This is a genomic window from Pseudomonas sp. PDM05 (assembly GCF_014851685.1).
Lineage (GTDB): Bacteria > Pseudomonadota > Gammaproteobacteria > Pseudomonadales > Pseudomonadaceae > Aquipseudomonas.
The window spans coordinates 1-15,140 of record NZ_JACVAC010000019.1 but is presented as its reverse complement, the minus strand read 5'-3'; the positions used below and the strand labels follow the sequence as shown (position 1 = coordinate 15,140).

13 protein-coding genes are annotated in these 15,140 nt (G+C 62.2%); 10 read left to right on the top strand and 3 right to left on the bottom strand.

The features are described from left to right. Window positions 1-133: 133 nt before the first annotated feature. The 5 genes from xylA (at window position 134) to IB241_RS25135 (ending at window position 6,101) form a co-directional block, all read left to right on the top strand. Window positions 134-1,450, top strand: a complete 1,317-nt coding sequence (xylA, locus tag IB241_RS25155; protein WP_192300883.1) for a xylose isomerase — start codon at window positions 134-136, stop codon at window positions 1,448-1,450. Window positions 1,451-1,639: 189 nt separating this feature from the next. After that, window positions 1,640-2,632 (top strand): D-xylose ABC transporter substrate-binding protein, encoded by a 993-nt coding sequence (gene xylF / locus IB241_RS25150; protein ID WP_192300882.1) that lies wholly within the window; start codon window positions 1,640-1,642, stop codon window positions 2,630-2,632. A 5-nt stretch (window positions 2,633-2,637) separates the two neighbouring features. After that, window positions 2,638-4,188 (top strand): D-xylose ABC transporter ATP-binding protein, encoded by a 1,551-nt coding sequence (gene xylG, locus IB241_RS25145; protein ID WP_192300881.1) that lies wholly within the window; start codon window positions 2,638-2,640, stop codon window positions 4,186-4,188. Further along, a complete protein-coding gene (locus IB241_RS25140) occupies window positions 4,189-5,325 on the top strand; it encodes a sugar ABC transporter permease (RefSeq protein ID WP_192300880.1) in 1,137 nt (378 codons plus the stop codon). A gap of 479 nt (window positions 5,326-5,804) precedes the next feature. After that, on the top strand, window positions 5,805-6,101 hold the full coding sequence (locus tag IB241_RS25135) for a DUF6124 family protein (protein WP_192300879.1): 297 nt from the start codon (window positions 5,805-5,807) through the stop codon (window positions 6,099-6,101). 116 nt (window positions 6,102-6,217) lie between these two features. Here IB241_RS25135 and IB241_RS25130 read toward each other — a convergent pair whose 3' ends face one another. Further along, window positions 6,218-7,717 (bottom strand): CoA-acylating methylmalonate-semialdehyde dehydrogenase, encoded by a 1,500-nt coding sequence (locus IB241_RS25130; protein ID WP_192300878.1) that lies wholly within the window; start codon window positions 7,715-7,717, stop codon window positions 6,218-6,220. A gap of 122 nt (window positions 7,718-7,839) precedes the next feature. On the opposite strand from IB241_RS25130, the gene IB241_RS25125 reads away from it, so the two are divergent. The 4 genes from IB241_RS25125 to IB241_RS25110 all read left to right on the top strand — a co-directional run bounded on the left by IB241_RS25125 (window position 7,840) and on the right by IB241_RS25110 (window position 11,550). Continuing rightward, a complete protein-coding gene (locus tag IB241_RS25125) occupies window positions 7,840-8,778 on the top strand; it encodes a LysR family transcriptional regulator (RefSeq protein ID WP_192300877.1) in 939 nt (312 codons plus the stop codon). A 68-nt stretch (window positions 8,779-8,846) separates the two neighbouring features. Continuing rightward, on the top strand, window positions 8,847-9,791 hold the full coding sequence (locus tag IB241_RS25120) for an ornithine cyclodeaminase family protein (protein WP_192300876.1): 945 nt from the start codon (window positions 8,847-8,849) through the stop codon (window positions 9,789-9,791). Then, on the top strand, window positions 9,788-10,921 hold the full coding sequence (locus tag IB241_RS25115; RefSeq protein ID WP_192300875.1) for an NAD(P)/FAD-dependent oxidoreductase: 1,134 nt from the start codon (window positions 9,788-9,790) through the stop codon (window positions 10,919-10,921). Before IB241_RS25120 ends, IB241_RS25115 begins: the two co-directional genes overlap by 4 nt. Next, window positions 10,921-11,550, top strand: coding sequence for a transcriptional regulator (locus IB241_RS25110; protein ID WP_192300874.1), 630 nt, complete (start codon window positions 10,921-10,923; stop codon window positions 11,548-11,550). Before IB241_RS25115 ends, IB241_RS25110 begins: the two co-directional genes overlap by 1 nt. Window positions 11,551-11,721: 171 nt before the next feature. Here the strand turns inward: IB241_RS25110 and IB241_RS25105 are convergent, their stop codons facing one another. Both IB241_RS25105 and IB241_RS25100 read right to left on the bottom strand, forming a co-directional pair. Further along, window positions 11,722-12,498 (bottom strand): ABC transporter substrate-binding protein, encoded by a 777-nt coding sequence (locus tag IB241_RS25105; RefSeq protein WP_192300873.1) that lies wholly within the window; start codon window positions 12,496-12,498, stop codon window positions 11,722-11,724. Window positions 12,499-12,602: 104 nt separating this feature from the next. Further along, entirely contained in the window at window positions 12,603-13,625 is a 1,023-nt protein-coding gene (locus tag IB241_RS25100; RefSeq protein WP_225595720.1) for a LacI family DNA-binding transcriptional regulator, read from the bottom strand. A 188-nt stretch (window positions 13,626-13,813) separates the two neighbouring features. Here IB241_RS25100 and IB241_RS25095 point away from each other — a divergent pair, with 188 nt between their 5' ends. After that, the gene (locus IB241_RS25095) at window positions 13,814-14,773 is read left to right on the top strand and encodes a sugar phosphate isomerase/epimerase family protein (RefSeq protein WP_192300872.1); all 960 of its coding nucleotides are present in this window, start codon (window positions 13,814-13,816) and stop codon (window positions 14,771-14,773) included. Window positions 14,774-15,140: the final 367 nt, after the last annotated feature.

Below are 15,140 nucleotides of genomic sequence, written 5' to 3'. Positions count from 1 at the left end.
TGTCCTGGGGCCGGTCGGGACAGACTAGACCCCACCACTCAAAATCGCACCATCCCTTGGTGATTTTCATAATCGCCAGCCCCAACACCGTTGCTAGTATCGAGACACCGCCAAGAATAATAAGGAAAACGCCATGCCGTACTTCCCAGGTGTCGAGAAGGTTCGCTTCGAAGGCCCAAACAGCGACGCTCCCCTCGCCTTTCGCCACTACGACGCAAACAAACTGATCCTCGGCAAACCCATGCGTGAACACCTGCGCATGGCCGCCTGTTATTGGCACACCTTTGTCTGGCCGGGGGCGGACATGTTTGGCGTGGGCACCTTCCAGCGCCCGTGGCAGCGCAGCGGCGAGCCAATGGCCGTGGCCATCGGCAAGGCCGAGGCGGCGTTTGAGTTTTTCTCCAAGCTGGGCATCGATTACTACAGCTTTCACGACACGGATGTCGCCCCCGAAGGCAACTCGTTGAAGGAGTACCGCCACCACTTCGCACAGATGGTCGATCACCTGGAACGGCATCAGGAACAGACCGGCATCAAACTGCTGTGGGGCACCGCCAACTGCTTCAGCAACCCGCGCTTTGCCGCCGGCGCCGCGAGCAATCCAGACCCCGAGGTGTTTGCCGTGGCGGCCGCCCAGGTGTTCAGCGCGATGAACGCCACGCACCGGCTCAACGGGGCCAACTATGTGCTGTGGGGCGGCCGCGAAGGCTACGAAACCCTGCTCAATACCGACCTCAAGCGCGAACGCGAACAGCTCGGGCGCTTTATGCGCATGGTGGTGGAGCACAAGCACAAGATCGGCTTCAAGGGCGACCTGCTGATCGAGCCCAAGCCCCAGGAGCCGACCAAGCACCAATACGATTACGACAGCGCCACGGTGTTCGGCTTCCTGCATGAATACGGCCTGGAACATGAGATCAAGGTGAACATCGAAGCCAACCACGCGACATTGGCCGGGCACAGTTTTCATCACGAAATTGCCACCGCCGTGTCCCTGGGGATTTTCGGCAGCATCGACGCCAACCGCGGTGACCCGCAGAACGGCTGGGACACCGACCAATTCCCCAACAGCGTCGAGGAAATGACCCTCGCCACCTATGAAATCCTCAAGGCTGGCGGTTTCAAGAATGGCGGCTATAACTTCGACTCCAAGGTGCGCCGCCAGAGCCTGGACGAAGTGGACCTGTTCCACGGGCATGTGGCGGCCATGGATGTGTTGGCCCTGGCGCTGGAACGCGCAGCGGCGATGGTGCAGAACGATCGGCTGCAACAGTTCAAGGACCAGCGTTACGCCGGTTGGCAGCAACCGTTGGGCCAGGCGGTGCTGGCGGGTGAATTCAGCCTGGCGTCGCTGGCCGAGCATGCGTTTGCCAATGAGTTGAACCCGCAGGCGGTAAGCGGCCGCCAGGAAATGCTCGAAGGCATCGTCAACCGCTTTATCTACCGCTGAACACGTAGTGAGCGGGCTTGCCCCGCGCCGGGTGGCGAAGCCGCCCTAAACCCAGGCGCCGCGGTGTATCAGAAAGACCGAGGCGTCTGGATTTGGGGCGGCTTCGCCACCCGGCGCGGGGCAAGCCCGCTCACTACAAAAACCCGTTTCACCTGAGTCTTTCCAACAACAATAAAAGGACGCATACCCATGAAACGCACACTTATCGCCACCGCCCTGGCCCTGCTCGCCCTGCCCGTCATGGCCGACCCGGCCCACCCGAAAATCGGGTTTTCCATCGACGACCTGCGCCTGGAACGCTGGTCACGCGACCGTGACTACTTCGTCGCGGCCGCCGAAAAACTCGACGCCAAGGTCTTCGTGCAATCGGCCGACGCCAACGAGCAAAAGCAGATTTCCCAGATCGAAAACCTGATCTCCAGGGGCGTCGACGTGATCGTCATCGTGCCGTTCAACGCCACCGTCCTCACCAACGCCGTGGCCGAAGCCAAGAAGGCCGGGATCAAGGTGGTGTCTTATGACCGCCTGATCCTCAACGCCGACATCGACGCCTACATCTCCTTCGATAACGAAAAAGTCGGCGAGATGCAGGCCAGTGGCGTGTTGCAAGCGGCGCCCAAGGGCAACTACTTCCTGCTCGGCGGCGCGCCCACCGACAACAACGCCAAGGTGCTGCGCGAAGGCCAGATGAAGGTGCTGCAACCGGCCATCGACAAGGGCGACATCAAGGTGGTGGGCCAACAGTGGGTCAAGGAATGGAACCCCACCGAGGCCCTGAGCATTGTCGAGAACGCGCTGACCCGCAACGACAACAAGATCGACGCCATCGTCGCCTCCAACGACGCCACCGCCGGTGGCGCGATCCAGGCCCTGGCCGCGCAGCAACTCGCGGGCAAGGTGCCGATCTCCGGCCAGGACGCCGACCTCGCCGCCGTCAAGCGCGTGATCGACGGCACCCAGACCATGACCGTGTACAAACCGCTCAAGCTGATCGCCACCGAAGCGGCCAAGCTTTCGGTGCAGTTGGCGCGCAATGAAAAACCGGCCTACGGCTCGCAATACGACAACGGCAGCAAAAAGGTCGACACCATCCTGCTCACCCCGACCCCGCTGACCAAGGCCAATATCGACCTGTTGGAGAAAGACGGGTTCTACACCAAAGAGCAGATTGCCGGGCAGTGACCGCCATGGCCGACTACCTGCTGCAAATGAACGGCATCGTCAAACGCTTTGGCGGTGTCAACGCCCTCAACGGCATCGATCTCCAGGTGCGGCCAGGGGAGTGCATTGGCCTGTGCGGCGAGAACGGTGCCGGTAAATCCACCTTGATGAAGGTGCTGTCGGCGGTCTACCCCCACGGCACCTGGGACGGTGAAATCCTCTGGGACGGGCAACCGCTCAAGGCTCAATCCATCAGCGAAACCGAGGCCGCCGGCATCGTGATCATCCACCAGGAACTGACCCTGGTGCCCGACCTGTCGGTGGCCGAGAACATCTTCATGGGCCACGAGCTGACCCTGCCGGGCGGGCGCATGAACTACCCGGCGATGATCCACCGCGCCGAAGCCCTGATGCGCGAGCTCAAGGTGCCGGACATGAACGTGTCGCTGCCGGTGTCGCAGTACGGCGGCGGCTACCAGCAGCTGGTGGAAATCGCCAAGGCCCTCAATAAACGCGCGCGCCTGTTGATCCTCGACGAGCCCTCCTCGGCCCTGACGCGCTCGGAAATCGAGGTGTTGCTGGACATCATCCGCGACCTGAAAGCCAAGGGCGTGGCCTGCGTATACATCTCCCACAAGCTCGATGAAGTGGCGGCGGTGTGCGACACCATCGCGGTGATCCGCGACGGCAAGCACATCGCGACCACCGCCATGGCCGACATGGACATCGCCACGATCATCACGCAGATGGTCGGCCGCGAGATGAGCAACCTCTACCCCACGCAACCCCACAGGGTTGGCGAGGTGGTTTTCGAGGCGCGCAACGTCACCTGCTACGACGTCGACAACCCCAGGCGCAAACGCGTCGACGACATTTCCTTTGCGCTCAAGCGCGGCGAAATCCTCGGCATCGCCGGGCTGGTTGGCGCCGGGCGCACCGAGTTGGTGTCGGCGCTGTTCGGCGCCTACCCCGGCCGCTACAGCTGTGAGGTGTGGCTGGAAGGCCAGCGGATCGACACCCGCACACCGCTCAAATCGATCCGCGCCGGGCTGTGCATGGTGCCAGAAGACCGCAAGCGCCAAGGCATCATCCCCGACTTCGGCGTGGGCCAGAACATCACCCTGGCCGTGCTCGACACCTATGCCAAGCTGACGCGCATCGATACCGAAGCCGAACTGGGCAGCATCGACCGGCAGATCGCGCGCATGCACCTCAAGACCGCGAGCCCGTTCCTGCCGATCACCAGCCTGTCCGGCGGCAACCAGCAAAAGGCTGTGCTGGCGAAAATGCTGATGGCCAAGCCGCGGGTGCTGATCCTCGACGAGCCCACACGCGGCGTGGACGTGGGCGCCAAGTATGAGATCTACAAACTGATGGGCGCGCTGGCGGCCGAAGGGGTGGCGATCATCATGGTCTCGTCGGAACTGGCCGAGGTGCTGGGAGTGTCCGACCGCGTGCTGGTGATCGGCGACGGCCAACTGCGCGGCGACTTCATCAACGACGGGCTCACCCAGGAACAGGTGCTCGCCGCAGCGCTCAGCCACAACAACAATAATAATGATCGGAAGACCGCGTAGATGAACCAGGTCAAACAGCTGTTTACTCGCTACAAAATGCTTGCCCTGGTCATCGCCGTGGCGGTGATCTGGGTGTTTTTCAGCTGGCAGACCGATGGCGGCTTTCTCACGCCGCGCAACCTGTCCAACCTGCTGCGGCAGATGGCGATCACCGGGATTCTGGCGTGCGGCATGGTGCTGGTGATCATCAGCGGCGAGATCGACTTGTCGGTGGGCTCGTTGCTGGGGTTGCTCGGTGGCTTGGCGGCGATCCTCGACGTGGTGTATCACGTGCCATTGCTGGCCAACCTGAGTCTGGTGGCGTTGTGCGGGTTGATGATTGGTTTGGCCAACGGCTACATGACGGCCTATCTGCGCATCCCGTCGTTTATCGTCGGGTTGGGCGGGATGCTCGCGTTTCGCGGGATTCTGCTGGGGATCACCGGCGGCACCACCATCGCGCCGGTGTCGCCGTCGCTGGTGTACATAGGCCAAGGGTATTTGCCGCATACGGTGGGTGTTGGGCTCGGGGTGCTGTTGTTTGCGTTGACGCTGTTCCTGACCTGGAAACAGCGCCGCAATCGCGCATTGCATGGGTTGACGGCGCACTCGATGGTGCGTGACCTGGTGCGTGTAGCAGTGATCGGCGCAGTGCTCGCCGGATTCGTCACCACCCTCAACAGCTATGACGGCATTCCGGTGCCGGTGCTGCTGTTGATGGTGCTGCTCGGCGTGTTCAGCTATGTCACCAGCCAGACCGTGTTCGGCCGCCGGGTGTATGCGGTGGGCAGCAATATGGAGGCCACGCGGCTGTCGGGCATCAATGTGCAGGCGGTGAAATTGTGGATCTTCGGGATCATGGGCGTGATGTGCGCGCTCGCCGGTCTGGTCAACACTGCGCGGCTGGCTGCCGGCTCACCGTCAGCAGGCAACATGGGCGAACTGGACGCCATTGCCGCGTGCTTTATCGGCGGCACCTCGATGCGCGGCGGCTCGGGCACGGTGTATGGCGCGTTGCTGGGGGCGTTGGTGATTACCAGCCTGGACAACGGCATGTCGATGCTGGACGTGGACAGTTACTGGCAGATGATCGTGAAGGGCAGCATTCTGGTGTTGGCGGTTTGGGTGGATGTGAGTACGCGGGCTGGGCGACGGTAAGTTCCCCCATTCTCCAAAACACCCTAGAACCCTTGTGGGAGCGGGCTTGCTCGCGAATGCGGTGGTTCAGTCAACTCATTCATTGGCTGATCCACCGCATTCGCGAGCAAGCCCGCTCCCACATTTTTGACTGCATTTCAGCATTAGGGCGTTGGAATTGCTGGCGTTTTGTCATGGTTTGTAAAGGGCCAGCAAGTCGTGTCGCTTTAAATTGCAGGACGTTTCCGAGACAATCCCCGCCGCCTTGTGCCTGCTGGAATCGGTGGCAAGTCTGCGGTCCGTCACTGCCAATTCAGTGACCGGGTTTAGCAGCCTGACTTCAATAGGCACACGGTTCACATCTGCATTTATGGTGGCTGTGCGCGGGGCACCTTCGGGTGCGCTGGTTTTCCTATTGACCGGTCTGCTAACCCGCGTACAGCTACCACCCACGTTTAGCAGCGTTGACGGTAGCTCCCTTGCCCAATAGGAGTTACACCATGAACAAAGCCCGACCCGACCCACCCATCGACCCCGCCAAAGACCGCGCCGCCTTCAACCGCGCCATCGATCACTACCTGCCTACCAGAGGCTTCCACTCGGTCAACGAAGACCTGAGTTTCGAAGACGCCCTACTCTACACCGCCAGTTTGCTCGACAGTGCTTCGGCGACGGCGCTAGATTGTGGTGAGCAGCTGGAAAGCCTGGAGCGGGCGAAGATTTTGGCCGTGTGGCACCTGCTGGAAATTGCCAAGACCACCGTGGACCGCTCCATCAACTGCCTGAAACACGGATAAAAAAATGTGGGAGCTGGCTTGCCTGCGATAGCGGTGTATCAGTACTCGATGTGCTGACTGACACCACGCTATCGCGGGCAAGCCCGCTCCCACAGTTGACCGTGTACTGGCTTAAGTTATTTGGAGACCGGCATGGCGAACTCGGCGCCTTGCTCGATGCTCTCCGACCAGCGCTGCATGATCGACTTCTGCTTGGTGTAGAACCGCACACCCTCAGTGCCGTAGGCATGCATGTCGCCAAACAGGCTTTTCTTCCAGCCGCCAAAACCATGCCACGCCATCGGCACCGGGATCGGCACGTTGATGCCGACCATGCCCACTTCAATGCGCCGGGCAAATTCGCGGGCGATGTTGCCGTCGCGGGTAAAGCAGCTCACGCCGTTGCCGAATTCGTGTTCGTTGACCAGTTTCACCGCTTCGCCGAAGTCGCTCACGCGCACGCAGGCCAGCACCGGGCCGAAGATTTCTTCGCGGTAGATGCTCATCTCTTTGGTCACGTGGTCAAACAAGGTCGCGCCGAGCCAGAAGCCGTTTTCCAGGCCCGCCTCGGTCGGCACGTAGTCGCGCCCGTCGAGCAGCAGTTGTGCGCCGGCCTGCACGCCTTGCTCGATATAGCCGCTGATGCGTTCCAGGGCAGCACGGGACACGATCGGGCCCATCTCGGCTTTCAGGTCGCGGCCGTCGGTGATGCGCAGTTGCTTGGCGCGCTCGGTCAGCGCGGCGATGACCTTGTCCCCCACGTCGCCCACCAGCACCGCCACCGAGATGGCCATGCAACGCTCGCCGGCACTGCCGTAGGCCGCACCCATCAGGGCGTCGACGGTTTTTTCGATGTCGGCGTCGGGCATCACCACCATGTGGTTTTTCGCGCCACCCAGGCCTTGCACGCGCTTGCCGTGGCGGGCGCCGGTTTCGTAGATGTATTGCGCAATCGGCGTCGAGCCGACGAAGCTCACTGCCTTGACGTCCGGGTGTTCGATCAAGGCGTCGACCGATTCCTTGTCGCCCTGCACCACGTTGAACACGCCTTTGGGCAGGCCGGCTTCATGCAGCAACTGCGCCATGAACAACGACGCACTTGGGTCAGTCGGGCTTGGCTTGAGGATGAAGGTGTTACCCGCCGCGATGGCAATCGGGTACATCCACATCGGCACCATCACCGGGAAGTTGAACGGCGTCACGCCCGCTACAACGCCCAGCGGCTGGCGCATGGTCCAGTTGTCCATGCCACGGGAAACCTGGTCGGAATACTCGCCCTTGAGCAGGTTCGGAATACCGCAGGCGAACTCCAGAATGTCGATACCACGGTCCACTTCGCCCTGGGCGTCGGTGAACACCTTGCCGTGTTCGGCAACGATGATGCGCGCCAGGTCGTCCTTGCGTTCACGCAGCAGGTGCAGGTACTCGAACAGCACGCGGGCGCGGCGGATCGGCGGGGTGTCGGCCCAACCGGCGAAGGCGGCCTGGGCAGCGGCGACGGCTTCGGACACGGTCTGGCGGCTGGCCAGCGCGACGCGCCCGGTCTTTTCGCCGGTGGCCGGGTTGAAGACGTCCTGATAGCGATCATCGCGGGACACGCGCTGGTCGTTGATGTAGTGCTCGATTGTAGTTGTCATGGCAGTAGATCCCAGGTGGGTAGCATGCAGGTCAGTAAGTCAGACACACGATAGGCTTTCGCTTTGTTCCTAACCAGAGCAGAATCCTGAACTTATTGTCCACATATGCGAACAATCCCATCATGGAAAAGGCTGAGATCGAAGGGCTGTGGACCCATATCCACTGGCTGTCAGTACTGGAAGAACACGGCACCTACACTGCCGCCGCCGCCCGCCTGGGTGTGAGCAAGTCCGCTGTGAGCCAGCGCATTTCCGACCTGGAAAAGGCCACCGGCACCCGCCTGGTCACCCGCACGACACGCAGCGTGCGCCTGACAGACGCGGGGTTGTCGCTGACCCGCGAAGTGCGCAGCGCCTACGCGCAAATCGCACGCAGCTTCTCGTCGGTGCGCGACTCGGTCGGAGAGATTCGCGGGCTGGTGCGTCTGACCGCGCCGGTGGCCTTCGCCCGTCAGCAACTGGTGCCGCATCTGTCGGATTTTTTGCAGCAATACCCGCAGGTGCGTATCCAGCTGGACGTATCCGACGCCCTGAGTTCACTCGCTGCCGAAGGCTACGACCTGGCGGTGCGCCATGGTTTCCAGGTGCCGGAAACCCATGTGGCGTGGAAGCTGTGCGACACCACTTCGGTGTTGGTCGCGACCCAAGACTACCTGCAACGCCACGGTGAACCCCGCGAGCCGGGCGAGTTGTCCGCGCATAACTGCCTGTTCTACCCACGCGGCACCGACCAGCCCGCCTGGACCTTCGAGCGCGGCACAAAACACCTCGAACGCCTCACGGTGCCAATCTCCGGCAGTTTCGCCACCAATAACAGCGAAGCCCTGCGAGACTCGGCCCTCAATCACCTGGGCATCGCCCTGCTCCCGGATTTCAGCGCGCATGCCGCGCTGGCCAGCGGCAAGTTGGTGCAGGTGCTCAAGGACTGGACGCTCAAGGGCGCGTTTGCCGATGAGATTTACCTGATCCGGCCGTATTCGCCCCATGTGCCGAAGTCGGTGAGTGTGTTGGTCGGGTATTTGAAGGACAAACTGTCGGGCGGATTCAGGTTCACAGGCTGAGGTTTAGCGCTTGCCGGATAGAACCAATAGTCCATAATGGACAAATTAGTTTAGTCACGGAGCATCCCATGCCCAGCACGCCTCAAGTGATCAACCAAACCCAGGCCCGCGAGCTGCTCGCCCAAGTCGATGTACCGCAGATCCTGCACAAGCTGTTCCGCGACCTGGCCGCCGGGCAGGCGGTGCAGCCGGCGCAACAGTTAGTCGAATTTCCACAGGCTGCCGGCGACTTCATCAACTACCTGGGCGTGCTGGCCGAGGAAGGCGTTTATGGCGTCAAGACCTCACCGTACATCGTGCGTGAACAGGGGCCGCTGGTGACGGCGTGGACGCTGTTGATGTCGATGCACACCGGCCAACCCCTGCTGCTGTGCGATGCCGCCGAGTTGACCACCGCCCGCACGGCCGCAACGACCGCGTTGGCGGTGGAGGCGTTGGCGCCTCTGTCGGCACGGCGCCTGGCGATTATCGGCAGTGGCAAGGTAGCCCAGGCGCATCTGCATTACGTGAAAAACCTCCGGGACTGGCAAAGCATCCGCGTATTTTCGCCAAGCCTGGGCGCAGCTGCACCGCAGGCCATCGCCCACCTCAACAGCCTGGACCCACGGCTGACCATCGCGCCTACGTGCGATGCGGCTGTGGACGACGCCGACGTGATCCTGCTGTGCACCTCATCCGCCGGGCCGGTGATCGATCCAAGCCGCCTGGGCAAGCCGGCATTGATCACCTCCATCAGCACCAACGCCCCGCGCGCCCACGAAGTACCACCCGAGTCGCTGAACGGCATGCAGGTATTCTGCGACTATCGCCAGACCACCCCAGGCTCGGCCGGGGAAATGCTCATCGCCGCCGAGCAGCACGGCTGGGACAAACGCCACATCGTCGGCGATCTGCCCGAACTGCTCAGCGAACACGTACCGCGCCCGTCCTACGACCGTCACGTATTCTTCCGCTCCATCGGCCTGGGCCTGGAAGACATCGCATTGGCCAATGCACTCTGGAGACACTTATGAGCCACGCAGATTTCATCATCATCGGCGGCGGCATTGCCGGCGCGTCCACGGGTTTCTGGTTGTCGCCGCACGGCAAGGTGCTGGTGCTGGAGCGTGAAAGCCATCCGGGTTATCACTCCACCGGGCGTTCGGCGGCGCTCTACACTGCCGCCTATGGCACCGCGCAAGTGCGCGCGTTGACCCTGGCCAGCCGCGCGTTTTTCGACAACCCGCCGCCGGGTTTCTGCGAACACCCGCTACTGACGCCACGGGGCGAAATCACCGTTGACTTTATCGGCGACGCGGCCGAATTGAACGCCCAGTACCTGAGCGCCAAGGCCACCGTGGCACAGGTTGAACTGCTCAGCGCCGACGAAGCCTGCGCGAAAATGCCGATTCTGCGCCGCGAAAAAGTCCACGGCGCGCTGTACGACCCGACCGCCAGCGACATCGACACCGACGCGCTGCACCAGGGCTACCTGCGTGGCATCCGCCGCAACGGCGGCGAGGTGCGCACCGACAGCCACGTCATTGGCTTGAGCCGTGACGCCGCCGGCCTCTGGCAGGTGCAAACCGGCGATACCACCTACAGCGCGCCCATCATCATCAACGCCGCCGGTGCCTGGGCCGACAGGCTCGGTGCGCTGGCCGGTGCCGCGCCTATCGGCCTGCAACCCAAGCGCCGCTCGGCCTTCATCTTTGCCGGCCCCGAAGGCGTCGACAGCCACCACTGGCCGATGCTGGTGGCGCTGGACGAATCCTTCTACATGAAACCCGACGCCGGCATGTTCCTCGGCTCGCCGGCCAACGCCGACCCGGTCGAACCCCAGGACATCCAGCCCGAAGAGCTGGACATCGCCATGGGCATCTACCAGATCGAAGAAGCCACCACCCTGACCATCCGCCGCCCGACGCGCACCTGGGCCGGGCTGCGCAGCTTTGTGCAGGATGGCGATTTGCTCGCAGGTTTCGATCCCGTGGTGCCCGGCCTGTTCTGGGTGGCCGCCCAAGGCGGGTATGGCATCCAGACCTCCCCGGCCATGGGCCAGGCCAGCGCGGCGCTGGTGCGCGGGGCGCCATTGCCGGAGCCACTGACGCGGTTCGGCCTCGACGCTGGTATGCTCTCCCCCGCACGCCTGGAGCCCCATTGATGAACAGCGCCGAACAAGAACAGATCATGCAGAACTTCCGGGCGATGGCCGACGCCATCGCCACGCTGTTCTTTCCCCACGCCGAAGCAGTGCTGCACGATTTGCGCTCGCAAAAGGTCGACTACATCGCCAACAACCTGTCGAAACGGGCAATTGGCGACGACTCGGCGCTGGAGGACATGCTCAGTGACGACATCAGCGACGTCAATATCGGCCCGTACGAAAAGCTCAATTGGGATGGTCAGAAAATTCGCAGCCTGAGCACCGTGCTGCACGACCACACAGGTCGGCGCCTGGCGGTGCTGTGCATCAACCTGAATATTTCATTGTTTGAAAACGCCAAGGCGGCGCTGGACCTGTTTCTCTCGCCGAGCAAACTGATCCCACAGCCGGACTCGCTGTTTCGCGATGATTGGCAAGAGCGCATCAACACGTTTTTGCATGCCTGGATGCGCGAGCGGCAACTGAGCCTCAACCTGCTGACCCGCGACCACAAGCGCGAACTGGTGCTGGCGCTACATGCCGAGGGCGCGTTCAAAGGCAAGAGCGCCTCGAACTACGTGGCCAACGTGCTGGGCATGGGGCGGGCGACGGTCTACAAACACCTCAAGGAATTGAAGGGCCATTGAGGCACCTCGGTCGTAGTGAGCGGGCTTGCCCCGCGCTGGGTGGCGCAGCCGCCCCAAACGATCCACCGCGGTGTTTCAGGAAGACCGAGGTGCCTGGATTTGGGGCGGCTGCGCCACCCAGCGCGGGGCAAGCCCGCTCACTACAATAGGGGGCGCCGGGTTGTGTGGGCATCAATCGCCGTAGATGTCGGACTTGAAGTACTGCTGCGAAATCTTCTGGTACTCACCGCTCGCCCGAATCCCGTCAATCGCCGCGTTCAATTGCGTGACCAACGCCTCATTGCCCTTGCGCACCGCGATCCCCGCGCCCTCGCCCACGTATTTCGGGTCCTTCAGCTCGGGCCCGACAAACGCATAGCCCTTGCCCCGAGGCATCTGCAGGAAGTCATTCAGCGGGATGGTGTCGGCAAAGATCGCATCCAGCCGACCGGCCGCCAGGTCCATGTAGATTTCTTCGTTGTTGCTGTAGCGCTTGACGGTGATGCCCTTGGGTTCAAACACCTCGGTGGCATAACGGTCGGTGGTGGTCGCACGCTGCACGCCGATGGTCTTGCCCTTGAGGCTGGCGTAGCCGTCATCCACCACCGCGCCGTCCTTCATCACCAGCCGCGACGAGGTGAAATAGTACTTGTGGGTGAAGTCCACCGACTTCTTGCGGTCTTCATTGATGGTCATGGACGACAAGGCCATGTCGATTTTCTTCACCTTGAGGGACGGAATCAGACCATCGAACTCACCTTCGACCCACACACACTTGACCTTCATCTGCGCGCACAGGGCGTTGCCAATGTCGTAGTCAAAACCGACGATCTCGCCTTTTTCCGTCTTGGAGGCAAACGGCGGGTACGCCGCTTCAATGCCGATGCGCAGGGTTTTCTCGGCTGCCATCAACGGGCAGGACGCAAGCAGGCCCAAGGCCAGGGCGGTGATGAGGGGGAGTTTCTTCATGATGAGGTTCTCGCGGGTTGTTGTTGGTTTGGCAAGAGAGAAGAAAGCGCTGCTGTAATTGTTTTGTACTTATAATTCCATACTGGACTTTTACGTCTTTTCCGTCAATCGCAGTTGTAGCGCGTGTGCACCAACACCCGGGTAAACGCCGGCGCTGCCCGCGCCCCTTCCCGCGCACCGCGAATCCAGCGCACCGCCGCCGCCAGTTCGCCGACGACATCATGGGACACCACGTAGTCCATCACCCCGGATTCGAGCATCGCCCGCGTATGCCCGGTCAACTCGTGGCCGACGAATACCGGGCGCTGCTCGGCAGGAATCGTGCCGATGGCCTGGGCCACGCCACGGTTGGCGCCGGCCACGTTGTAGATTGCCGCCGGGTAGTCGTGCTTGGAGAAATAGCGCAGCAACTGCTCGGCGGTGGTCTGCGGGCTGTCGTCGGACATCATTCGCTCGTCGATTTTCAAGTGCGGGAACTCCGCGCGCAGCACCCGTCGAAAGCCCATCTCCCGCTCCTGCTGGCAGCGAAACGCCATGCTCGTGACCAGCAGGATCTTGGCCCTCTGCCGCGCCAGGCGATTGCCGATCAACAGCCCGGCGACGCTACCGGCCGCGTATTGATCATTGCCCACATAGGCACTGCGCCCCGAGTTGGGCAGGTCGGTGGTCAGGCAGACCACGGGGATCGCCTGGCGACACAAGGCGCGGATGGCACGATTGATCGCCGGGTGTTCGCGGCACACCACAATCACACCGTCGGCCGTGGCGCCGTCGGCCTGCACCTGGTCGGCCAATGCCGCAGGATCGACCTGATTGCTCGGCACGTAGCTGCCGTGCACCACCACGCCGGGGGTCGAACTGTTGATCTCCTCCTGCGCACTGGCCAGCGTGGCGTTGAAGGTTTCCCCCGACTCACAGAACAGTTTGATATGCAGGGTGGCCGTGCCGTTGGCCAGGTCCTGCTTGAGCTTGTCCAACGCCGCCAGCACCTTGAGCCGGGTATGTTCGCGCACCCCGGCGCGGTTATTGAGTACGCGGTCCACGGTAGCGACGCCGACCCTGGCAACCCTGGCGATCTGCTCCACGGTAGGGCCCTTCCAGAGTTGCGTGGAGCTTTGCTGAGGCATGGCGGCGCATCCTGAATGATGTAAATGCCCTCCGTTATAAACCGCAAACCTCTATTTACGCAGTTTTTTAAGCGTCCTTATTTGATGGTTTTCACATCAGATTTTGCCCTTGCTCATCCTTGAACACGGCGTGGTCGCTGCGAATAATCGCCTCACAACAACCACAACACTCCGTCAGGAATCGCGCTATGAAACTGGGATTTGTCACCGACACCCTGGGCAACCTGCCCTTGGGCGATGTGCTCAAGCACGCCGAACGCATGGGCCTGTCCGGCCTGGAAGTGAACACCGGCGGCTGGTCCACTGCGCCACACTTGAACCTCAAGCAAATGCTCGACAGCAACGCCGCCCGCCGCGATTTCACCCGCAGTTTCGAGCAGCACAACCTGGAAATCATCGCGCTGAACGCCAATGGCAACCCGCTGCATCCGACCCAGCCGGAGCAGGCGCAGTGCCTCAAGGACACGATTCGCCTGGCCGGTGAGTTGGGGATCAAGACCGTGTGCACCATGTCCGGCCTGCCCGAAGGCCAGGCCGGCGACCGCATGCCCAATTGGGTCGTAGCCTCGTGGCCGCCAGAGACGCAAACCATCCTGCGCTACCAATGGGAAGAGCGCCTGCTGCCGTTCTGGAGCGAGATCGCCGACCTGGCCAAGGCCCACGGCGTGGAGCGCATCGCCCTCGAATTGCACGGCAGCCAGTGCGTGTTCAACGTGCGCTCGCTGCTCAAGCTGCGCAACGCCATCGGCCCGGTGATCGGCGCCAATCTCGACCCGTCGCACCTGTTCTGGATGGGTGCCGACCCACTGGCCGCCGCCGATGCCCTGGGCGATGCGCTGTACCACGTGCACGCCAAGGACACCCTGCTCAACACGCCGGTGCAGGCGGTGGATTCGCTGCTGGAAAACGGCTCGCTGATGGACGTGTCGGCACGCAGTTGGTCCTACATCACCCTCGGTTTCGGCCATGGCGAGCAGTGGTGGCGACAGTTCTGCTACCGCCTGAAAATGGCCGGCTACGACGGCTGGCTGTCCATCGAACACGAGGATGTGCTGCTCAACAGCCTCGAAGGCCTGGAGAAATCCGTGGCGCTGCTGCAAGGGGTGATGCCGGTGGCGGCCAGCGATTTCAAGCCTCAGGCGATCTGAGCCCGCTCACTGCCGTTTGGCGATGAAGTCAGCCTTTTTCTTCAGTACCGCCTGGTTGCTGTATGAGGAGTTCTCGCCGGGGCTCAACAGCACCGTGTGAAAACCTGGCCAGTGTGGGAGCTGGCTTGCCTGCGAAAACGGTGGTTCAGGCAACTTCTTTACCAACAGTGCCGCCGCCTTCGCAGCCTCGCTAAAGCTCGACAGCTCCCACAGAGGATTGGCGTTGTTTGGGAGATCTGTAGCCGGACGCGTTCTGCCGAACGACACCGCTCAAATGTGGGAGCTGGCTTGCCTGCGAAAGCGGTGGTTCAGCCAACACTTCTACCAACAGTGCCGCCGCCTTCGCAGCCTCGCTAAAGCTCGACAG

Bases quoted from the DNA above. Each gene is read 5' to 3' on its own strand.
- xylA (WP_192300883.1), top strand. From the start codon at position 134: ATGCCGTACTTCCCAGGTGTCGAGAAGGTTCGCTTCGAAGGCCCAAAC.
- xylF (WP_192300882.1), top strand. From the start codon at position 1,640: ATGAAACGCACACTTATCGCCACCGCCCTGGCCCTGCTCGCCCTGCCC.
- xylG (WP_192300881.1), top strand. From the start codon at position 2,638: ATGGCCGACTACCTGCTGCAAATGAACGGCATCGTCAAACGCTTTGGC.
- IB241_RS25140 (WP_192300880.1), top strand. From the start codon at position 4,189: ATGAACCAGGTCAAACAGCTGTTTACTCGCTACAAAATGCTTGCCCTG.
- IB241_RS25135 (WP_192300879.1), top strand. From the start codon at position 5,805: ATGAACAAAGCCCGACCCGACCCACCCATCGACCCCGCCAAAGACCGC.
- IB241_RS25130 (WP_192300878.1), bottom strand. From the start codon at position 7,717: ATGACAACTACAATCGAGCACTACATCAACGACCAGCGCGTGTCCCGC.
- IB241_RS25125 (WP_192300877.1), top strand. From the start codon at position 7,840: ATGGAAAAGGCTGAGATCGAAGGGCTGTGGACCCATATCCACTGGCTG.
- IB241_RS25120 (WP_192300876.1), top strand. From the start codon at position 8,847: ATGCCCAGCACGCCTCAAGTGATCAACCAAACCCAGGCCCGCGAGCTG.
- IB241_RS25115 (WP_192300875.1), top strand. From the start codon at position 9,788: ATGAGCCACGCAGATTTCATCATCATCGGCGGCGGCATTGCCGGCGCG.
- IB241_RS25110 (WP_192300874.1), top strand. From the start codon at position 10,921: ATGAACAGCGCCGAACAAGAACAGATCATGCAGAACTTCCGGGCGATG.
- IB241_RS25105 (WP_192300873.1), bottom strand. From the start codon at position 12,498: ATGAAGAAACTCCCCCTCATCACCGCCCTGGCCTTGGGCCTGCTTGCG.
- IB241_RS25100 (WP_225595720.1), bottom strand. From the start codon at position 13,625: ATGCCTCAGCAAAGCTCCACGCAACTCTGGAAGGGCCCTACCGTGGAG.
- IB241_RS25095 (WP_192300872.1), top strand. From the start codon at position 13,814: ATGAAACTGGGATTTGTCACCGACACCCTGGGCAACCTGCCCTTGGGC.